This window comes from [Clostridium] celerecrescens 18A (assembly GCF_002797975.1).
Classification (GTDB): domain Bacteria; phylum Bacillota; class Clostridia; order Lachnospirales; family Lachnospiraceae; genus Lacrimispora; species Lacrimispora celerecrescens.
In genome coordinates, this window is the sequence record NZ_PGET01000001.1 from 3088380 (window position 1) to 3106311 (window position 17932).

Sequence of the window (17932 nt, forward strand, 5' to 3'; positions counted from 1 at the left end):
AGCATTTGCTCTCCAATGGCTTTTTTTCACAGACTATTTCTCATACAGAAATTCTTCCGGCAGATTCACTTTAAAATCAACCGCCAGATCACGGAAGTTTTGAGGCGTGATGGTCTGAAGCTTATCCGGCCGTATGGAAAGCACCTTAACAAGGATTTCCGCAGACTTTTCTACCGTATGCATAAGACCAAAGGTCAGGTCAAAGTCCTCTCCTGAGGCAAATAAGCCGTGATGAGCCCACACAGCCACATCGTACTTCTTCATCAGCTCACTGGTTGCCACTGCGATGTCTCGTCCGCCAGGCACCATCCAGCCAACAACACCTACGCCGTCCGGGAAAACCACCGGACATTCTGTTGCCATCTCCCATAATTCCCTGGTGAAGACTTTATCCTCTAAGGGAAGAACAAAGGTTAGGGCAATTACATTGGCAGGATGGGCATGGTAGATCACCCTGTGCTTACCGGATGTAGCCTCTTTCTTTACTTCATGGTTCATAAGATGGGAAGGAAGCTCGCTGGTGGGACGCCCGCCGTTTACTAACCCCCAGCGGATTCTGTAATTCTCACCGCTCTCATCTACCTCAATGATACAGGTATTGGCTTCCGGATCCAGGATTACGTTGCGGAAATATTTCCCGCTTCCGGTCACCATGAAATACTCTCCTGCCAGATCCTTTACACTGGTTCCGATGGGCTGCCAGGGATTCTTATCCGTAAAGACCTCTTTCACTGATTCTACCTCTGACTCCTTTATGCGGTAGCTTAAATTGCCGCCGTTTCTCTCATGCCAGTTCTGACGGAAACCGTCGTCGCATAAACGGATAAAGCCTTTTACAAATTCAGTATCTAAAATATTCATATTCTTTTTCTCCTTATTTCCGGTTAAGCAGCACTTCTTTTTCATAGCTGCGTATTTCCTCAAACCAATCTTCCTTTGCCGGAACTCCGTTTATCTCACAGAAATAATTCCATACATCGCCAACAGGATAAAGCTTAAGTTCTTCCTGAAGCATCATCTGCTCTGTAAAGTCTCGTTCCTTCTGTAACAAGGCAAGCCTTTCATTGGGAAGAAGAAGGGCATTTAACAACGCCTTCTGCATATTGCGCATTCCCACAATCCAGGCGCTTAAGCGGTTGATGCTTGCATCAAAGAAGTCAAGGGCTAAAAGAACGCGGTCAGCCCCGCCCCGGATGATTTCCTTTGCAATCTCTTTTGTCTCATCGTCAAACAACACCACATGGTCACTGTCCCACCGCACCGGCCTTGTTACATGAAGGGCAACCTTGTCAAAGAACAGGAGCATGGAGGATATCTTATCGGATACCACCTCTGTGGGATGATAATGGCCGCTGTCCAGCAGGCAAAGGATATCGTTCTTGGAAGCGTAATTCATATAAAATTCATGGGAACCAACCGTACAGCTTTCCACACCGATTCCAAATACCTTGGATTCTACGGCTACATATACCTTGGTTTTATCGTAATCCATGGAAAGGATCTGGTCAAGAGAATCTTTTAACCGCGCCCTTGGGGAGGTACGGTCCGCCGGAATATCCTTAAAACCGTCAGGAATCCAGATGTTCATGGTACATGGAGTTCCCTGCTCTCCGGCGAAGTATTCGGAAATACGGATGCATGCCTGAACGTGTCTGATCCAGAAGCTGCGGATTTCCTCGTTTTCACTGGACAAGGTGGCATTCTCTGCCTTTGGATGGGAAAACAGGGTGGGATTAAAATCAATGCCGATTCCTCTTTCCTTTGCAAAATCTGCCCATTTTGCAAAATGCTTCGGTTCCAGCTGATCACGGTCCGCCCATTCTCCTTCTTCAAATACGGCATAGCTTGCATGAAGGTTAATCCTGTGCTTTCCAGGAATCAGGCTCAGCGCTTTGCCCATATCATTCATCAGCTCCTGAGGATTTCTGGCACGTCCCGGATAATTGCCAGTCGTCTGAATGCCGCCTGACAGCCCGCCTGCTCCGTCAAATCCTATTACATCATCTCCCTGCCAGCAGTGCATGGAGACAGGAATCTTCTTCAGTGCCTCCAATGCCTCATCGGTATTAACCCCAATGGCCTTGTATGCTTCTTTTGCTGTTTCATATCTTTCCTTTATTGTCATGGCTCTCTTCTCCTTTTCTAAATTTCTGCCCGGGCTGTTAAGGCCGGGGCTTCCTATGATATCGTTCAGTCTAAATGAAATACAGGCTTTAAACTGATAGAAACCGGGCTGTTATCCAGGTTAGTCTTCATGATGTCAGCCATATAATCCCACCATTTCCGGTTGATAGGCGTATCCGCCGATTCTGCCCACTTCTCTTCATCCTCAATTTCAATATATCCGTAGAGGACATTGGTTTCCTCATCTAAGAAAATAGAGTAATTATGTCCTCCGTGCCGGCTGATCATGTCCTTCATTTCCGGCCAGAGTAAATTGTGCCTTTTCTCGTATTCTTCGGCCATTCCTTCATTTAAGTACATTTTAAAAGATTTTCTTATCATGCCTTTTCCTCTTCCTCCATTCTGCGACATCTAATTCCCTGGCTGATACTCCTTTATGGCAAAGGACCGGTATACTGCCTCCCTTGCCTGTTTTAAGCTCTCAAATTCTCCGGCAGCCAGCATTTGAGCCAGAAGATTTCCGATGGCAGTGGCTTCTCCCGGTCCGGCATAAACGGTCCGTCCTGTGCGGTCTGCCGTCAGCCAGTTCAAATACTCCGCATTGGAGCCTCCTCCTACCACATGGATGGCCGGATAGGTCCTTCCGGTGATGGATTCCAGTTCCTTTACCGTATTTCCATAGCAGGCTGCAAGGCTGTTGTATATGACGGCCGCGATCTGTCCCGGAGTCCTTGGCACCTCCATCCCAGACCTCTCACAGAAATCCTGCACTTCCCCGATCATGCTCTCAGGAGACAGGAATACAGAAGCATTGCAGTCCACAATGGAAGGGATCACTTCCTCAGAAGCCATCTGGCAAAGCTCTGCAAAGGAATAAGCCTCTCCCTTTTCTTTCAGCTCCTTTTTCACAGACTGGATCATCCAAAGCCCCATGATGTTTTTCAAATACCGGAAGCGGTGAGCATAGCCGCCCTCATTGGTAAAATTTGCTTTCATGCTTTCCATGGAACAATCCGCCTTAGGAAGCTCTGTTCCCATCAAAGACCAGGTCCCTGAGCTGATGTAAAGGAGATCGTCCATGGAATCCCCTCCTTCAGGATCCAGGGGAACCGCCATGACGGCAGAGCCGGTATCATGAGTTGCCGGGAGGACTACCTGGCAGGTAAACCCTACTTCCTCTTCAATGGCCTTTGCCAATGGTCCCACTGATGTACCCGGCATGGATAGTTCCCCAAACAGCCTTTCAGGCAGGCCCAGCTTCCGGATCAGTTCATAGTCCCAGGTTCCGGTTTCCGCACTCACCAGCTGGGTGGTGGTTGCATTGGTATACTCCTGTTTTTTCACCCCTGTCAGCAGATAGTGGAAATAGTCCGGAATCATAAGGAAGGATTCCCCTTTCTCCAGATATTCCGGGGTCTCTTCCCGGACAGCCATGAGCTGATAAATGGTGTTAAAGATCTGCTTCTGGATGCCGGTTCTTCCATATAAATCTTTTAAGGAAATGATCTCATATACTTTTTCATCCATCCCCTTTGTTCTGTCATCCCGGTATCCCACCGCATTTCCAAGCAACCGGTTATCTCCGTCCAAAAGGACAAAATCCACAGCCCATGTATCGATCCCCATGGCAGCCGGAATCTTCCCAAGCTTCCTGCATTGCTTCATGCCCTCTTTAATTTCATGAAATAAAGAATCCACGTCCCAGCACAAATGCCCATCCTTTTGCTTCATGCCATTGTCAAACCGGTAAATCTCCTTAAGGACCAGCTTTCCCTCCTTTACGTTCCCAAGAATATGGCGGCCGCTGGATGCGCCGATGTCTACGGCAAGATAATACTTCTCCATGTAAACCACTCTCCCTTTATTTTCTTCCAAGCCCATGTTTTCCGGGTATAAAGATATACCCGCAGGGTATTTCTACCTTAATCATAACGGATTTCCACAAAAAAAATAAGGACGCTGTTTGTTTTAAACTGCGTCCTTATTTGCATATCCGTTCTCCGGTCATCTAAGCGTTTCAATCTGCCTTTGATGAAATAAGCAATTCCTTTAAATCCATGATCGACATTTCATGCTCGTCCAATATTGTTGATACTTCCTTAAATTGTTCCAGCTTTATTTTATCCTGAATATCTTTCTCTTTTTCTCCTAAAGTTACCAGACTGTTCTTGTATTGCTGAATCGATTCCTGGACCTCTTTTAATTCTTCCTGAAGTTTTTCAAGTGGTGTCTTCCTTACTCCTCTTGGCATACTGGTTCTCTCCTTTACAGAAATATTTTTATCAACCATATATTACCAAGTATATGCAAAGTTTCTGTTGTTTATTACTTTATAACTTCCATTATTGAAAAATTTCCAGGAAGAACTTTTATGAATGCTTTTCGGTTTTAAAGGTCCGTTATGGATTCATTAAAAGGAAAGGAAAACGGATGGGATCCGCTTTCCTTTCCCTGTTTCAAACAATCCTCTTATCATTTCTTAAATCGATTACCTGTCGGTTCTTTAACCTTTTACTCCCGTATGAGCCACTCCCTCAATAAACTGTTTCTGGAAAACAAAGAACAAAACAACCATTGGAATGACAGCCAGAACAGCACCAGCCATCTGGGCCGGATAATCGTTGGTATGCTGTCCCTGGAGCGTGGAAAGTGCTGGAGCCAGAGTCATCTTTGTTGTGGTAGTATTGACGATTAAAGGCCACATAAAGTCATTCCAGGCAAACTTTGCCGTGAAAATCACAAGGGCCACGATCCCTGATTTTACCAGAGGGACCATGATCCTGGTCAGGATCTGGATCCTTCCGCACCCATCCAGTATGGCTGCTTCCTCCAGTTCATCAGGAAGGGATAAGAAAAACTGCCTCATCATAAAAGTTCCAAAGGCGCTGAATAAGTTTGGCAGAAAAAGTGCAAACATGGTATCCAAAAGTCCCAGTTTCTGCACGATAAGGTACTGAGGCACCAGAAAGATCTGTCCCGGTACCATCAGGACGGAAAGCACCACCAAAAACAGGATATCTCTTCCCGGAAACTTAATCCTGGCAAAGGAATATGCAGCCAGGGTACAGATCACTACCTGTCCCGCAACCGTTATAACCGTAGAAAATACCGTGTTCATATAAATTCTTCCAAAGGGAAGGGCGGTAAGAACATTATAATAGGCCTCTGTAACAAATCGTTCCGGCAGAATCGTGGGAGGAATCATCATGGATTCTCCCTTTGTTTTAAATGAGGTACATAACATCCAAAGAAACGGAAGCACGGTGATACCGATTCCTGCAATCAGTATCAGGTGGATCAATAGTTTTTTTCGTCTGCTCGATTTCATCATCCGGCTTCACCTCCTTAGTCGTAATTGACCCATTTTCTCTGTCCTATCATCTGAATCACGGTTACCAGCATAATGATAGAAAAGATCAAAATGGATATGGCTGCTGCATAGCCTTTATGGCCATAATCAAAGGCATTCCGGTAGAACATCATGACAAGGGTCTGGGTGCTGCGATAGGCCGTATTCGTTTTTACAACCATCATATAAATGGTATCAAACACCTGAAATCCGCTGATGATCGAGGTGATCATGACGAAAAATATGGTCGGTGACAGCATGGGGATTGTGATTTTAAAAAACTGGTGAATGCCGCTTGCCCCATCCACAGATGCCGCCTCATAATAGGATCTTGATATCCCCTGCATGCCTGCTAAAAGAATGATCATGTTATATCCTACAGTTCCCCATATTCCAACGATCATAATCATGAACAAAGCTGTTTTGGGGTCGGTGATCCAGCCATGGGGAGCAAAACCCAAAGCCTTTAACGCCGCATTTAAAAGACCGTACTGCTCATTATAAATCCATTTCCAGACCATTGCCACCGCTGCCGACATGGTCACGGATGGCAGAAAATAGATGGTCCGGTAAAAAGAAGTTCCCCTGATTTTCGTATTGAGCAGGGCAGCTACAAACAAGGATAACATAAGGCCCAGGGGCACGGTGATCCCGACGTAGAGAAGTGTATTGCCAAGAGAGTTCCACAGTTCTTTATCCTTAAACATTTCCAAATAATTGTTAAGGCCATAAAAGGTGGCTACATTGAATTTATTCACTTCATTAAAGCTGAACCAGAAATTCTGAATAAAGGGAAAAATATAAAATACAAAGATTCCAAGCAACAGGGGTGTTATAAATAAGTACCCCTCTCCCCATTCTTTCCATTGCCGCTTTGCTATTTTCTTTTTTGTTGTACCCTGCATATATACACCTACTTATTATTTTTTGCCAATATCGCATCTGCGTCCGTTTTAAGCTGGCTGCATACATCCGCTAAAGTCTTATCGCCGGAATAAGCTGCCTTTAAAGCTTCTGCTTCTATATCATAGAGCTCAGCCACAGATTTGCATACAGGAAGAGGATTGGCTTCCCCGGAATGATTGGTATAAGCCGCCAGGTTTAAATCCTTGTTGGAATCGGCAAAATACTTTTGGGCATCGTTCCGTGCGGAAATAACGACTCCGCTCTCTCCCTGGATCTTCATAGCCTCTTCGCTTCCCAGCCATAATGCAAAATCTGCTGCAGCGTCCTTATTTTTACTTCCTGCAAACACGGCATAACCAAGTCCGTTTATGATATTCGGCTCTTTCCCGTTAAATTCCGGGAATTCCACCAGGTTGATCTTGGTGTTGATGGCATCATTAGAAGTATACTCCGGTGTCATGTAGGAGCCTGCTAAAACCATAGCCAGCTGGCCGCCTTCAAACATGGCATCGGCACTGGTTTCTGACAATGCAGCTGCTGACGGGGAATATCCCTCATTGATCAGATCGATCCAGCACTGGATTCCTTCCTGGGTCTTAGGATCTGTATAACCGGTTTCTGTTTTGTCAGCATTTAAGATCCAGCCGCCATTCGCATATACGGTAGGATAATACCATGTCTGGAAATCGATGGGGCAGGCAAAAGGATATGCTCCAGAGTCAAGACCTGCTGCCTTTAAATCCTTACATGCCTTTGCAAGATCATCAAAGGTCCAGTCATCGGTTGGATATGCCACTCCTGCCTTATCAAAGATATCCTTGTTATACCAAAGAGCATTGGTATCAAAATCCTTTGGTACGGCGATCTGCTTATCCTCAAAGTTATAAGCCTTTACAAGGGCTTCCGGGAAATTCTTCTCTAGATCCAGGTCAGATTTTTTCAAATAATCATTTAAATCCAGAAGAATTCCTCCGTCATAGTAATCCTCTGCGTGAAGTACATTGACCCAGAATACATCCGGTGCTGTTCCGCCTGTTGCTGCAGCCTCCAGCTTGGTCCAGTATTCGCCTCCCTTATAGGGGGTAAGCTGGATATCGATCTTTACATTTTCATGTGTTTTCTGGTAGGCCTGGATCATGGATTCCATGACCGGACGCTGCTTTTCATCCCATATTCCCAAGCTCAAAGTCGTAGCACCTCCCCCGGAAGCTTTGCCTCCGCCGCCACATCCCGTAAGACTCATTGCTGCCATGGCTAATGCCATTCCCATTGCCAGAACTTTGGTTCCTCTCGTTTTCTTCATAATCTGCTCTCTCCTTTTTCTATTGATATTTTTTATACATTAAGCGGATATGCCTGCATATCCTATTTAACGAATATCCTCTAAATGAATCAGCTTTCCTCCCGAGATTCTGGACTGTTCCGCCGCAAGAGCAATATAATGGCTTTCCAGGGACTTATCCAGTGTGGTCATGGAACGATTCGGTTCGGTTCCTTCTCTGACCATATCAAGTAACTGCTCCACCATCCGGTTGTCTCCCCCGGCATGACCAGAAAAATCATCGGACAATTTGGAAACGTCTATAACTTCCTGTTCCTTACCAAATGGTCTTACGGTTATGAGATTGGAGTGAAGACTTGCTTCAATTTCTCCCTTTGTTCCCATAAATCTGGTAAACCGGGAGTTTTCTTCTGTGCAGCCTGTCATGGTAAAGCTGATGGTCGAGCCGTCAGTCATATTTAAATTTACGACCTGATGATCCACCACATTGTTATCGCAATGGTATACACATCTTCCGTAAGGGCCGGTCTTTATGGCTTCCATAACCGATTCTTCCGTTGGGTGAAGGGTAAGTATATTGCATGGCCAGTCAGACTTACCATGGGCAATGCCGGTCTTTTCATTGGTTATGTAAATTTTTTCTGCATCAAAGGGACATTCTGCCTTGGCAGCGCATCCATCCAGACAGCGTTTTGCCGCACCCTCCGGCGCTTTTTCCTCCTTGAATAAGTAGGTGCCTCCAAAGGAGGACACGGATTCACAGGTCTTTCCTGTCAGCCACAATAAAAGGTCCATGTCATGACAGCACTTTTGAAGGATCATGGGGCTGGTCTCTTCTGAGTTTCTCCAGTTTCCTCTGACAAAGCTGTGGGCCTGATGCCAGTAGCCTACATTTTCAATCCCCATAACAGTAACCACATCGCCGATCACTCCGGAATCAATGAGTTCTTTTACTTTTGTGTAAAAAGGAGTATACCGCAGAACATGGCAGACTACCACCTTCCGGCCTCTTTCGCTGGCAACCTTTAATAATTCCCTGCATTCGTCTAAATCCGGTGAAACAGGCTTTTCCAGCAAAAGATCATATCCCTTTTCAAGGGCCGGAATCGCATGGCCCACATGTTGTCTGTCCTGTGTGGCGATGAACATCACATCTGCAAGCTTTTCCTGTTTCAGCATCTCCTCTGCACTGGAATAACACCGTTCCTTTGGCACTCCGTATTCCCTGGACACCTCTTCTACCTTTTCCTCAACAATATCCGCAATGGCAGTAATCTCCATCTTTTCGGGAAACAGCTTTGCAACCGGCGCGTAGGTATCTTTGCCTCTGCTTCCCAAGCCCGCAAGGGCAACTGTAATTCGTTTCATATGATCTTCCCTTCTTGTACCTTGGTTCTTTTAATAATTGTATCATAATTATATAATGAATCAGAACGATATGCTTATACTATTATCCGGACTCATTGCCAAATTCCTTGTTTTTTCAGTTATTGTGCACAAATCATCCTGTAAAATATTCCATCATTAGGTTATTTCAACGGATTCTAAGAAAAAATATAAAAAGAGGCATCCATACGAATCGATGAATGCCTCCATTGGCGAATTAATATTTTTTACATTATACTCTAATTCAATGGGTTTGAATTGCAGGATTGTCCTGTCTTGTTATCAAATTAACCATTCTTGCCAGCGGCTTCATTTCATGCTACCATAAAGTTCAAAGGAGGTATTTCAAATGGCATATTGCAGCACAGCGCTAACCATCGAATTTGAAATCCATGAGATCATAACCGTCCACTATTTTGAATATATGAAGGATTTTGTATTTTCGGGAGAATCCCACGATTTTTGGGAGTTTCTTTACGTGGACAAAGGGGAAATTACCGTACAGGCAAATCAATCCATCTATCAACTAAAAGCCGGAGATGTGATTTTTCACAAGCCAAATGAATTCCACGCCTTAAAAGCGTCCGGAAACAAGGCCCCCAATCTGGTCGTCATGTCCTTCCGCTGCTCCAGCGAAAGCATGAGGTTTTTTGAAGAGAAATCCTGTTCCTTAAATCAGGAAGAGAGATTTCTTATTTCCAGGATTATTGCAGAAGCGAAACAGGCCTTTTCCACTCCCCTACACATTCCTTCCGTGGAAAAGGTGGAGCTGGCCCCTTCCCCGCCATTCGGAGCCGCTCAGCTCATCCTATTATATCTACAGGTTTTCCTGATCCATGTGAAGCGGAATCATTTTGAAGAAGGTGATGCACCCATTCATAACCTTCCAACCGGGCAAATGGCCCTTTCCTCCAATTCCAGCCATCTGGAACAGATCATTCAGTTTATGGAGTTTCACATCTGCGAACACCTTACTATAAAAGCCATTTGCAACGAATTCTCCATAAGCCGTTCCACCCTTCATTCCCTGTTTCACAAAGAAAAAAACTGCGGGGCAATCGACTATTTCAATTTAATGAAGATCGAGCGTTCTAAGGAGATCATGCGGGATGGCAATATGAACTTTACGGAAATTGCATATTTCCTTTCTTACAGCTCCCTGCAGTATTTTTCCAAGCAGTTTAAGAAAACAACCGGAATGTCTCCATTGGAATATTTTAATTCCGTAAAAAAATATTCCAATGAACTCACAAATGCAAGTAAGAAAAGGAGAGAGGATAACCGGATGATTTGACAAGCTTCCGTGATGATTCCGTAAGGCTTTTTTCTGAAAAAGTGCTATATTAGAACCATCAATACAGTGGAGGATGGACAATGCACGATATTAAATTTCATCAAACAGCCTTGAGCTTTGAGGAAAGCTCCCTCCTTTTTTCCATTCAGCATGGAAGTGCAATTTGGAAATGGGATGCAACATACAGACCCCGCCTGATAGCCGGAGGACAAACCGTTTATTTCCAAGATGCTGCTTCCATTACCCATAACCAATGGAAAACAGGGGTCGGGGAAGGGATCATCAGCCATTACCAGGGCTTCCGGTTAGACGATACGGATCTTTCACTGGCCTTTGAAACGGTCACATGGATCGAGTATGCCACGGAAGACGTTCATTTTGAATGGATCCCTCTGACAGAAAGCAGCGTTCCGGTTTCAGAAATTTTCTGGCCCGGATACATGGAATTTGAAAAAGAAAGTGACCGCTGGTATACTCTTTTAAATATCCAGCAGGGGCTTCTTATCCCAAATACCTGGGAAACGGCACTTGAAAAGCTGCCCTTTGACGGCATGATGTGCACAGCCGGTTCTTACATGCCATGGTTTGGACAGGTAAAAGAGGGAGACGGCTACTTAGCCATCTGTGAACAGCCCTGGGATGCCGCATATTATGCGGAGCATCCGGCAAAGGGCCCCTATACCCACACCGGCATCAAATGGCTGCCAAGCCTGGGCAGGATGAATAGCCGCAGGACGATGCGGTATACCTTTTTGTCGGACTGTGATTACAATGATATCTGCAAGCATTACCGGACCTACGTAAAGGAGCAGGGCACCTTCTGTTCCCTGAAAGAAAAGGCTGCGAAGGCACCTGTTCATAAACTGGTAGGCGCTTCCTTTATCCATAAGGGAATCAAAACTCAGGTCATGCCGGATTCCCGCTTCTTTGACCCGGAAAAACCGGACAAAAATAACCACGTATACAGCTTTGAGAAACGAACCGGTGAGATCCATCATTTCTACAAGGATCTGGGCCTTAAAAAGCTGTATCTCCATCTGGATGGCTGGGCTGAGCCAGGTTATGATAACCAGCATCCTGACTACCTTCCCGCCTGTGAAGGGGCCGGGGGCTGGGAAAAAATGAAGGAGCTTGCGGATACCATGCACGGGTATGGATATTCCTTTGGCATCCATGACCAGTACCGGGATTATTACCGCAGAGCCAAAACCTTTGACCAGAATTTTGCAGTCCAAAAGCCTGACGGAACTCTTACGGAGCATGCCAACTGGGCAGGCGGACCTCAGACCTATCTGTGCGCTACTCAGGCTCCTTATTATGTAAAAAGGAATTTTACTGAAATCAAGAAAAACGGTGTGGAATTAGACTGTGCTTACTTAGATGTGTTCACGTGCAATGAACCTGACGAATGCGGCCACCCATGGCACCGGATCAACCGGAAGGAATGTCTGGATTACCGGAGCCTTTGCTTTGAATACCTGCTTTCCAAAGGCATCCTTCCAAGCTCCGAGGAAGTGACGGACTGGTCCGTAAAAAGTCTTGTGTTCTGCCACTATGCCCCCTACTCCTTTATGATGCACGAGCCAGGGGCTGATCGCCAGGGAATCCCGGTACCTCTCTTTAACCTGGTTTATCATGACTGCCTGATCATCCCGTGGATGATGGAAAAATACGAAAAAGAGGACTTCATGCTTTATGCCCTCTTAAACGGCGGCGCCCCATATTTTATCCGGGATGGGGCTTATGAGAACATTGACGGCTCTTTTGGCGGCCATCAGACCCTCTCAGAGGAAGAAATGGCAGCACGCTGCAAAATTGTCTCTTCCCTTCACGAAAGGGTCGCCATGTGTGAAATGCTCTCCCATGAATTCATTGACGGGGACCCATTCCGGCAGCGTACCACTTTTTCTGACGGCACCGCAGTGGAAGCCGACCTTATTCACGGAACCTATGAGATCAGAGCAGAAAAAGCGACCTCCTAAGTGTCTAAAGCTCTGTACTCCTTTGGTGACATTCCATAATAGTTCCGGAAGATCCTGTGGAAATAGCTGGTATTATCATACCCTACCGCTATGGAAATATCTGTTACGGAAAGCCTGGTGTTTAAAAGAAGAACAGAAGCCTGATTCAGCCGCTTTACCTGCAAAAGCTCCTTATAGGTCCGCCCGGTCAATCGCTTTATCGCCCGGCTCAGCCAGTAAATGTTATAATTAAGGAGGGCTGAAAGCTCAGTCAGCTCACCATCCTTATAATTTTCATCAATGTAGGTGAGCACCTGAAATATAAGCTTCTGTTCAAAACTTTCTAAAGTGTGGCTGATCTTATCCGTATAATGCATGAGCTGAAGAAACAAAAGCCCCATGGTAACCTGATTGATGCTCCTTTTATTGGGCTGGTCGCTTAAAAGGGTCCACACCATGTTTTCCACCAGATTCTGGACCGGTAGCACATCTGCTACCTGAAAATGAAGGTAGCTGGCGTAACGGGGGTTAAAGCAGAGACAGCCTACCAGGAAATCCCGCAGCAGGTTTTCTTCCTCCCCCATCATTTCAAAGGCAGTATCAAAAAACTCCGGCAGGATAATGAAATTTATCCCAATATCCGTTTCTCCTGCCGGAAGGATCTCCTGGGTGGCATGCTGGTTTAAAAACAGCAGCTCCCCTGTCTTTAAGACTACCTTTTCCCCATCAATAGAATGGACCGTTTCTCCCTTGCACATATAGATCACTTCAATGTAATTATGCTTATGCTTGGGGAAATGGACGAATCTGGTGTGAGGCCTGATGCTGATCATTTTCCCATGCTCCAGCATCTTTTTGCTGTCAATGACCAGATCCCGCCCCTCGGTATACCGGTTGCGGTCAATTTCTGTCCGTCCGTTTAAGATTTCCCGTTCCTCGTCTGTAATGATTCCCAGGCGGTCTAAGATTTCCTGATTCATCCGTAAAGGCCTCCTTTATGAAACATAGGAAAATAGGATCAGGTTTTTCCACCTGACCTCTCCCATGGCGCTTTCTCCTAAGGCATAGGCATGGATCATATCATCCTTTGCCATCAATTTGTAAATAGCGGCTCCGGAGCTGTCCGTATCCCTGATCCATCGATCATCCTTAATAATCACGCCATCTGCAACTTTAAACTGCCAGACGGAAGTCTCCCCCTCTGCATTGGTGCTGGTATAGGTAATCTCTCCCTGCATCAGATCGTCCTTAAAAATCCCCCTTTTTGCATTGAGCTTCGTGATATCTTCTGTTACTCCGTCATAATAGTTGTAACCGCACTCTCCGTTCCCGTTCATCTTTCCATTCGCCCATGTCCCATAGGAGTAATCGTAACGCTTCCCCTCCTCCAGATCCAGAATCTGCAGGGCCGTACATTCTCCCTCAGGCTTCCCGTAATCAAAATTCCCGTAAAAAACGGTGGAGGCCTTTACAAACACCAGGCCCTTGCCAGAGGATATTTTTTCCCTCATCGCCGCTCCATCGTACATGCAGGGAAACTCTTTCCAGGGGATGTCATAACTGTTTAAGAGCCTGGCTGCTCCTTCTAAATCCCCCTGGTCAAAGAACCCGGTCAGCTGGGTTAAAAACTCCTTATCTCCGGGAGAAAGGGCTATTTCATCTGATAAAGTATCACTTATAGTCACATTTATAGTCTCACTTATAGTCTCATCCAATGCTTTTGGTTCTGCTTGTTCTTCGTTTTGCTTTCCATTCCTGATGGTGCCTGCCAGGCTAAGCAGAAGCAGAAGCACCGTGATGAGCCCTACCCAAAGGAGGAGACGAAGGTTTTCTCTTTTTCTTGGATCCGTCCATTTCTCAAACACAAAAATCCTCCTTCCCGTCATCTACAGACCACGCCTGGCAAAGAAGCGCAAGGCCTGTCCTTATCTCTTCTTCCGTAAGGCTTGCAAACCCAAGGACAATGGTTGAAGGATAAGTATTATGCTGTTCATGGATAAAGTATCCCGACATGCCATAAACCTTAACCCCGGATTTTGCTGCCATATTGATGAGCTGGTTCTCCGCCCTTCCCTTGCGGTCACTTAAAAGAAGATGTAGTCCCGCATGTTCTCCTCTGATTAAGAACTGGCTTTCAAAGGGTTTCAGCCCTGCCGCCAATGTATCGTGCTTTGCCTTATAGACTGCCCTCATCCGGTTCAGATGGCGTTCGTAATACCCCTCTGCCATAAACTGATACAGAATGTTCTGGTCAATGCGGGATACAGTGGAAGCATAGAAATTCATCCGCTCCCGGTAAACAGCCAAAAGAGGGCCGGGCAGTACCATATAGCTTACACGGATGGCCGGGGCAATGGATTTGGAGAAGGTTCCGTAATAAATTACACGGTTTCTTCCGTCCATTCCCTGTAACGCAGGGATTGGTTTTCCCTTGTATCGGAATTCACTGTCATAATCGTCTTCAATGAGATACCGCCCTTCCTTTTCATAGGCCCAGACAAGAAGCTCCTGCCTCCGTTTTACCGGCATGACAATACCGGTGGGATACTGGTGGGAAGGCATTACATAGGCGATATCCGCCCCACTCTTTTCCAATAGCTCCACATCCATGCCGGACCTGTCCATGGCAACGGGAACCACCTGGTATTTTAAGCTGTCAAAGACCCGGTATGCCTGCTTATACGTTGGATTTTCCATGGCGATCACCCGGTCAGCTCCCAGAATCTGGGACAGCAGCATCAAAAGGTATTCGCTTCCGGCGCCTACGATGATCTGATCTGCCTGACAGTTAACCCCGCGGGCGGAATGGAGATAGGAACGGATGGCCTCCCTGAGGGCCGGCTCTCCCTGGGGATCTCCAGGCATGAACATCTCCCGGTTATCATCAACCAGAGTGTTTTTCGATATCTTCCTCCATGTATTAAATGGAAATGCACAAAGATCAATGCCTCTGGGAGAAAAATCCACCCTCCAGTCCGGAACCTTTTCCTTATCCGTGGAGGAGGGACTAAGAAGGGAGGGAATTTTATCCCTTTGCTCTTGCCCGGTATGCACAAGATCCTCGATCCTGCATACAAAATATCCCTTACAGGGAACAGCCTCAATATATCCCTCCGATAAAAGCTGTTCATAAGCCATCTGGGTGGTGCTGCGGCTGACTTTTAAATTCTCTGCCAGCCTCCTTGTGGAAGGCAGGCGGTTGGCCGGCTCTAGATTTCCTTTTTTTATTTCCTCTTTGATGTAGCTGTAAATCTGGCTGTAATAGGGCGACCCCGGCTGGTTCTTTAAAGGTATCATCAGCTCCATAAAAAAGCTCCTTTCCTGCCCGTGTTTTTTGGCATTTAGATATTGTGTACACAGGTTGTTACTTTACCGGATATGAAGAAATGCCGCACGTCCTTCGTTCTCCCGGTCATGCAGCATTCTACTTATTTGACCTGCCACCTGGCCTGTCAACGATTATTTTGTTATTTTAAATGAACTCTTTAGTGAAACGATCCGGTTGAATACCAGGTGTTCCGGTCCGCTGTCCTTGCAGTCAACACAGAAAAATCCGTTTCTTACGAACTGGAAGCTGTCATAAGCTTTTGCACTTATAAGGCCCGGTTCCACAAAACAGTTCTTTAAGATGATCAAAGAATTTGGATTTAAGTTTAAGCTGCCGTCCTCGTTAAGCTTTCCTTTTTCTTCGTCCACGATGTTTTCATACAGACGGCATTCTGCCTGTACTGCGGTGGAGGAAGCTACCCAGTGAATTGTTCCCTTTACCTTTCTGCCTTCAAAGCCTGAGCCGCTCTTTGTCTCCGGGTCGTAGGTACAGTGAACCACAGTGACATTGCCGTTCTCATCCTTTTCGCAGCCGGTACAGGTTACAAAATAGGCATTCATCAGGCGGACTTCATTGCCTGGGAAAAGGCGGAAATACTTTTTAATGGGCTCTTCCATAAAATCTTCCCGTTCAATGTAAAGCTCTTTCCCAAAGGGAACCTTTCTCTCTCCTAATTCGGGATTTTCCAGGTTATTTGCAACATCCAGGTACTCAATGGTATCCTCGGGATAGTTATCAATGACCAGTTTAATAGGATCCAGAATGGCCATCATTCTCGGCCTTTTCAGTTTTAAATCCTCACGGATACAATATTCAAGCATGGCATAGTCAACAGAGCTGTTAGCCTTGGAGACACCTACCAGGTCCACGAACATGCGGAGGGATTCCGGCGTATAGCCTCTTCTTCTTAAAGCTGCAATGGATACCAGGCGGGGATCATCCCAGCCGTCAACGATACCGTCCTCTACCAGCTTCTTGATATAGCGTTTTCCCGTTACCACATTGGTAAGATACAGCTTTGCGAATTCAATCTGGCGTGGAGGATGAACAAATTCACACTCCACAACAACCCAGTCGTAAAGCGGTCTGTGATCCTCAAATTCCAGAGTACAGATGGAATGGGTAATGTGCTCAATGGCGTCCTCGATTGGGTGGGCAAAATCATACATAGGATATATGCACCACTGATCGCCGGTGTTATGATGCGTCATGCGGGCCACACGGTAAATGACCGGATCACGCATGTTGATGTTGGGAGATGCCATATCGATCTTGGCACGGAGAACTCTTTCCCCATCCTGATACTTGCCTTCCTTCATCTCTTCAAACAGTTTTAAATTCTCTTCCACGCTGCGGTTCCGGAAGGGGCTTTCTTTTCCAGGGGTCTTAAAATCTCCCCGGTATTCCCTGATCTCCTCCGCAGTCAAATCACAGACAAATGCCTTTTCCTTCTTTATTAATAGGATAGCACATTCATACATTTCCTGAAAATAATTGGACGCAAAGAAAAGACGGTCGTCAAAATCAGCTCCAAGCCACTTTACATCTTCCATGATGGATTCTACAAATTCTGTCTTCTCTTTTGTCGGATTTGTATCGTCAAAACGGAGGTTGAACTTTCCACCATACTTCTGAGCCAGGCCATAGTTAAGTAAAATCGATTTAGCATGTCCGATATGCAGATAGCCGTTAGGCTCCGGCGGAAATCTGGTCTGCACATGATCATAAACACCCTCTGCAAGATCCTTATCTATCTCCTGTTCAATAAAGTTTTTAGAAACTACTTCTTCTTTGTTCTCTTCCATTTCTCTTCCTCCATGTCAGTAATCCCAATATTACACTATCATACCATACTTCATCCATTTAGGAAAGGGGGAAAATACTGCAAAAAACCGGGCTTTTAGCGGATAGAACATTCATTTTCTTGCGGCCTTTTCCCAGGCCGGGCGGTTTTTTTCATACTGTTCATTGATCCAGTCCACAGCCTTTCCCCGTCCCTCTTCCGTAAAAGGAAATGAAGCTTTTATTTTCTGCTCCTCAGGAGTCGCTTCATAGCAATAGGGTTCCGGATATACTGCGGCTGAAAACTCCTCTTCCTCCTTTGCGACCCGGTAACGCATTCCATTCATGCTTCCGGTGTAAGCCTCTTTTTTAAAAAACTGTATGGGTACAAAGGTATCTATATTAAGCATCTTATTATCCTCCTTCATGGGCTTTATCTATTAAAACCCTATCCCAGTATTATGCTCTTGTCAAGAAAATCCCATGTTACCATGTAAAAACAAAAGGCTGCGGCGCCGGC

The 17932-nt window shown here is 45.8% G+C and carries 16 protein-coding genes; 2 read left to right on the forward strand and 14 right to left on the reverse strand.

Annotated elements, in window-relative coordinates:
• Positions 1-33: 33 nt before the first annotated feature.
• The 9 genes from rhaD to H171_RS14220 all read right to left on the reverse strand — a co-directional run bounded on the left by rhaD (position 34) and on the right by H171_RS14220 (position 9029).
• On the reverse strand, positions 34-861 hold the full coding sequence (gene rhaD, locus H171_RS14180; RefSeq protein WP_100307534.1) for a rhamnulose-1-phosphate aldolase: 828 nt from the start codon (positions 859-861) through the stop codon (positions 34-36).
• Positions 862-874: 13 nt separating this feature from the next.
• Positions 875-2125, reverse strand: a complete 1251-nt coding sequence (locus H171_RS14185) for an L-rhamnose isomerase (RefSeq protein WP_100305733.1) — start codon at positions 2123-2125, stop codon at positions 875-877.
• Positions 2126-2190: 65 nt separating this feature from the next.
• Positions 2191-2505, reverse strand: coding sequence for an L-rhamnose mutarotase (rhaM, locus tag H171_RS14190; protein WP_100307535.1), 315 nt, complete (start codon positions 2503-2505; stop codon positions 2191-2193).
• Between the two features lie 30 nt (positions 2506-2535).
• A complete protein-coding gene (gene rhaB / locus H171_RS14195; protein WP_100305734.1) occupies positions 2536-3969 on the reverse strand; it encodes a rhamnulokinase in 1434 nt (477 codons plus the stop codon).
• Positions 3970-4141: 172 nt separating this feature from the next.
• Positions 4142-4375: a hypothetical protein gene (locus H171_RS14200; RefSeq protein WP_025231702.1), complete on the reverse strand. Its 234-nt coding sequence runs from the start codon at positions 4373-4375 to the stop codon at positions 4142-4144.
• A 252-nt stretch (positions 4376-4627) separates the two neighbouring features.
• Positions 4628-5455, reverse strand: coding sequence for a carbohydrate ABC transporter permease (locus tag H171_RS14205; RefSeq protein ID WP_100305735.1), 828 nt, complete (start codon positions 5453-5455; stop codon positions 4628-4630).
• A 14-nt stretch (positions 5456-5469) separates the two neighbouring features.
• The gene (locus H171_RS14210) at positions 5470-6378 is read right to left on the reverse strand and encodes a carbohydrate ABC transporter permease (protein WP_100305736.1); all 909 of its coding nucleotides are present in this window, start codon (positions 6376-6378) and stop codon (positions 5470-5472) included.
• An 8-nt stretch (positions 6379-6386) separates the two neighbouring features.
• Entirely contained in the window at positions 6387-7682 is a 1296-nt protein-coding gene (locus H171_RS14215; protein ID WP_100305737.1) for an ABC transporter substrate-binding protein, read from the reverse strand.
• Positions 7683-7748: 66 nt separating this feature from the next.
• The gene (locus H171_RS14220; RefSeq protein WP_100305738.1) at positions 7749-9029 is read right to left on the reverse strand and encodes a Gfo/Idh/MocA family protein; all 1281 of its coding nucleotides are present in this window, start codon (positions 9027-9029) and stop codon (positions 7749-7751) included.
• 367 nt (positions 9030-9396) lie between these two features.
• Between H171_RS14220 and H171_RS14225 the strand changes: the two genes are divergently transcribed.
• Positions 9397-10341, forward strand: coding sequence for an AraC family transcriptional regulator (locus H171_RS14225; protein ID WP_100305739.1), 945 nt, complete (start codon positions 9397-9399; stop codon positions 10339-10341).
• A gap of 80 nt (positions 10342-10421) precedes the next feature.
• Positions 10422-12323, forward strand: a complete 1902-nt coding sequence (locus tag H171_RS14230) for a DUF5696 domain-containing protein (protein ID WP_100305740.1) — start codon at positions 10422-10424, stop codon at positions 12321-12323.
• Here the strand turns inward: H171_RS14230 and H171_RS14235 are convergent.
• From H171_RS14235 to H171_RS14255, 5 genes are all read right to left on the reverse strand, one after another.
• On the reverse strand, positions 12320-13282 hold the full coding sequence (locus tag H171_RS14235; RefSeq protein WP_100305741.1) for an AraC family transcriptional regulator: 963 nt from the start codon (positions 13280-13282) through the stop codon (positions 12320-12322). The two genes, H171_RS14230 and H171_RS14235, sit on opposite strands and share 4 nt — an antisense overlap.
• A gap of 15 nt (positions 13283-13297) precedes the next feature.
• Positions 13298-14167, reverse strand: a complete 870-nt coding sequence (locus H171_RS14240; RefSeq protein WP_100305742.1) for an MORN repeat-containing protein — start codon at positions 14165-14167, stop codon at positions 13298-13300.
• Positions 14160-15608, reverse strand: a complete 1449-nt coding sequence (gene pdxR / locus H171_RS14245) for a MocR-like pyridoxine biosynthesis transcription factor PdxR (RefSeq protein ID WP_100305743.1) — start codon at positions 15606-15608, stop codon at positions 14160-14162. Before pdxR ends, H171_RS14240 begins: the two co-directional genes overlap by 8 nt.
• Positions 15609-15761: 153 nt before the next feature.
• A complete protein-coding gene (locus H171_RS14250; RefSeq protein WP_100305744.1) occupies positions 15762-17435 on the reverse strand; it encodes a glutamine--tRNA ligase/YqeY domain fusion protein in 1674 nt (557 codons plus the stop codon).
• A 111-nt stretch (positions 17436-17546) separates the two neighbouring features.
• Positions 17547-17822 carry a GNAT family acetyltransferase gene (locus tag H171_RS14255; protein ID WP_100305745.1) on the reverse strand — a complete coding sequence of 92 codons (276 nt, stop codon included), beginning with the start codon at positions 17820-17822 and terminating at the stop codon, positions 17547-17549.
• Positions 17823-17932: the final 110 nt, after the last annotated feature.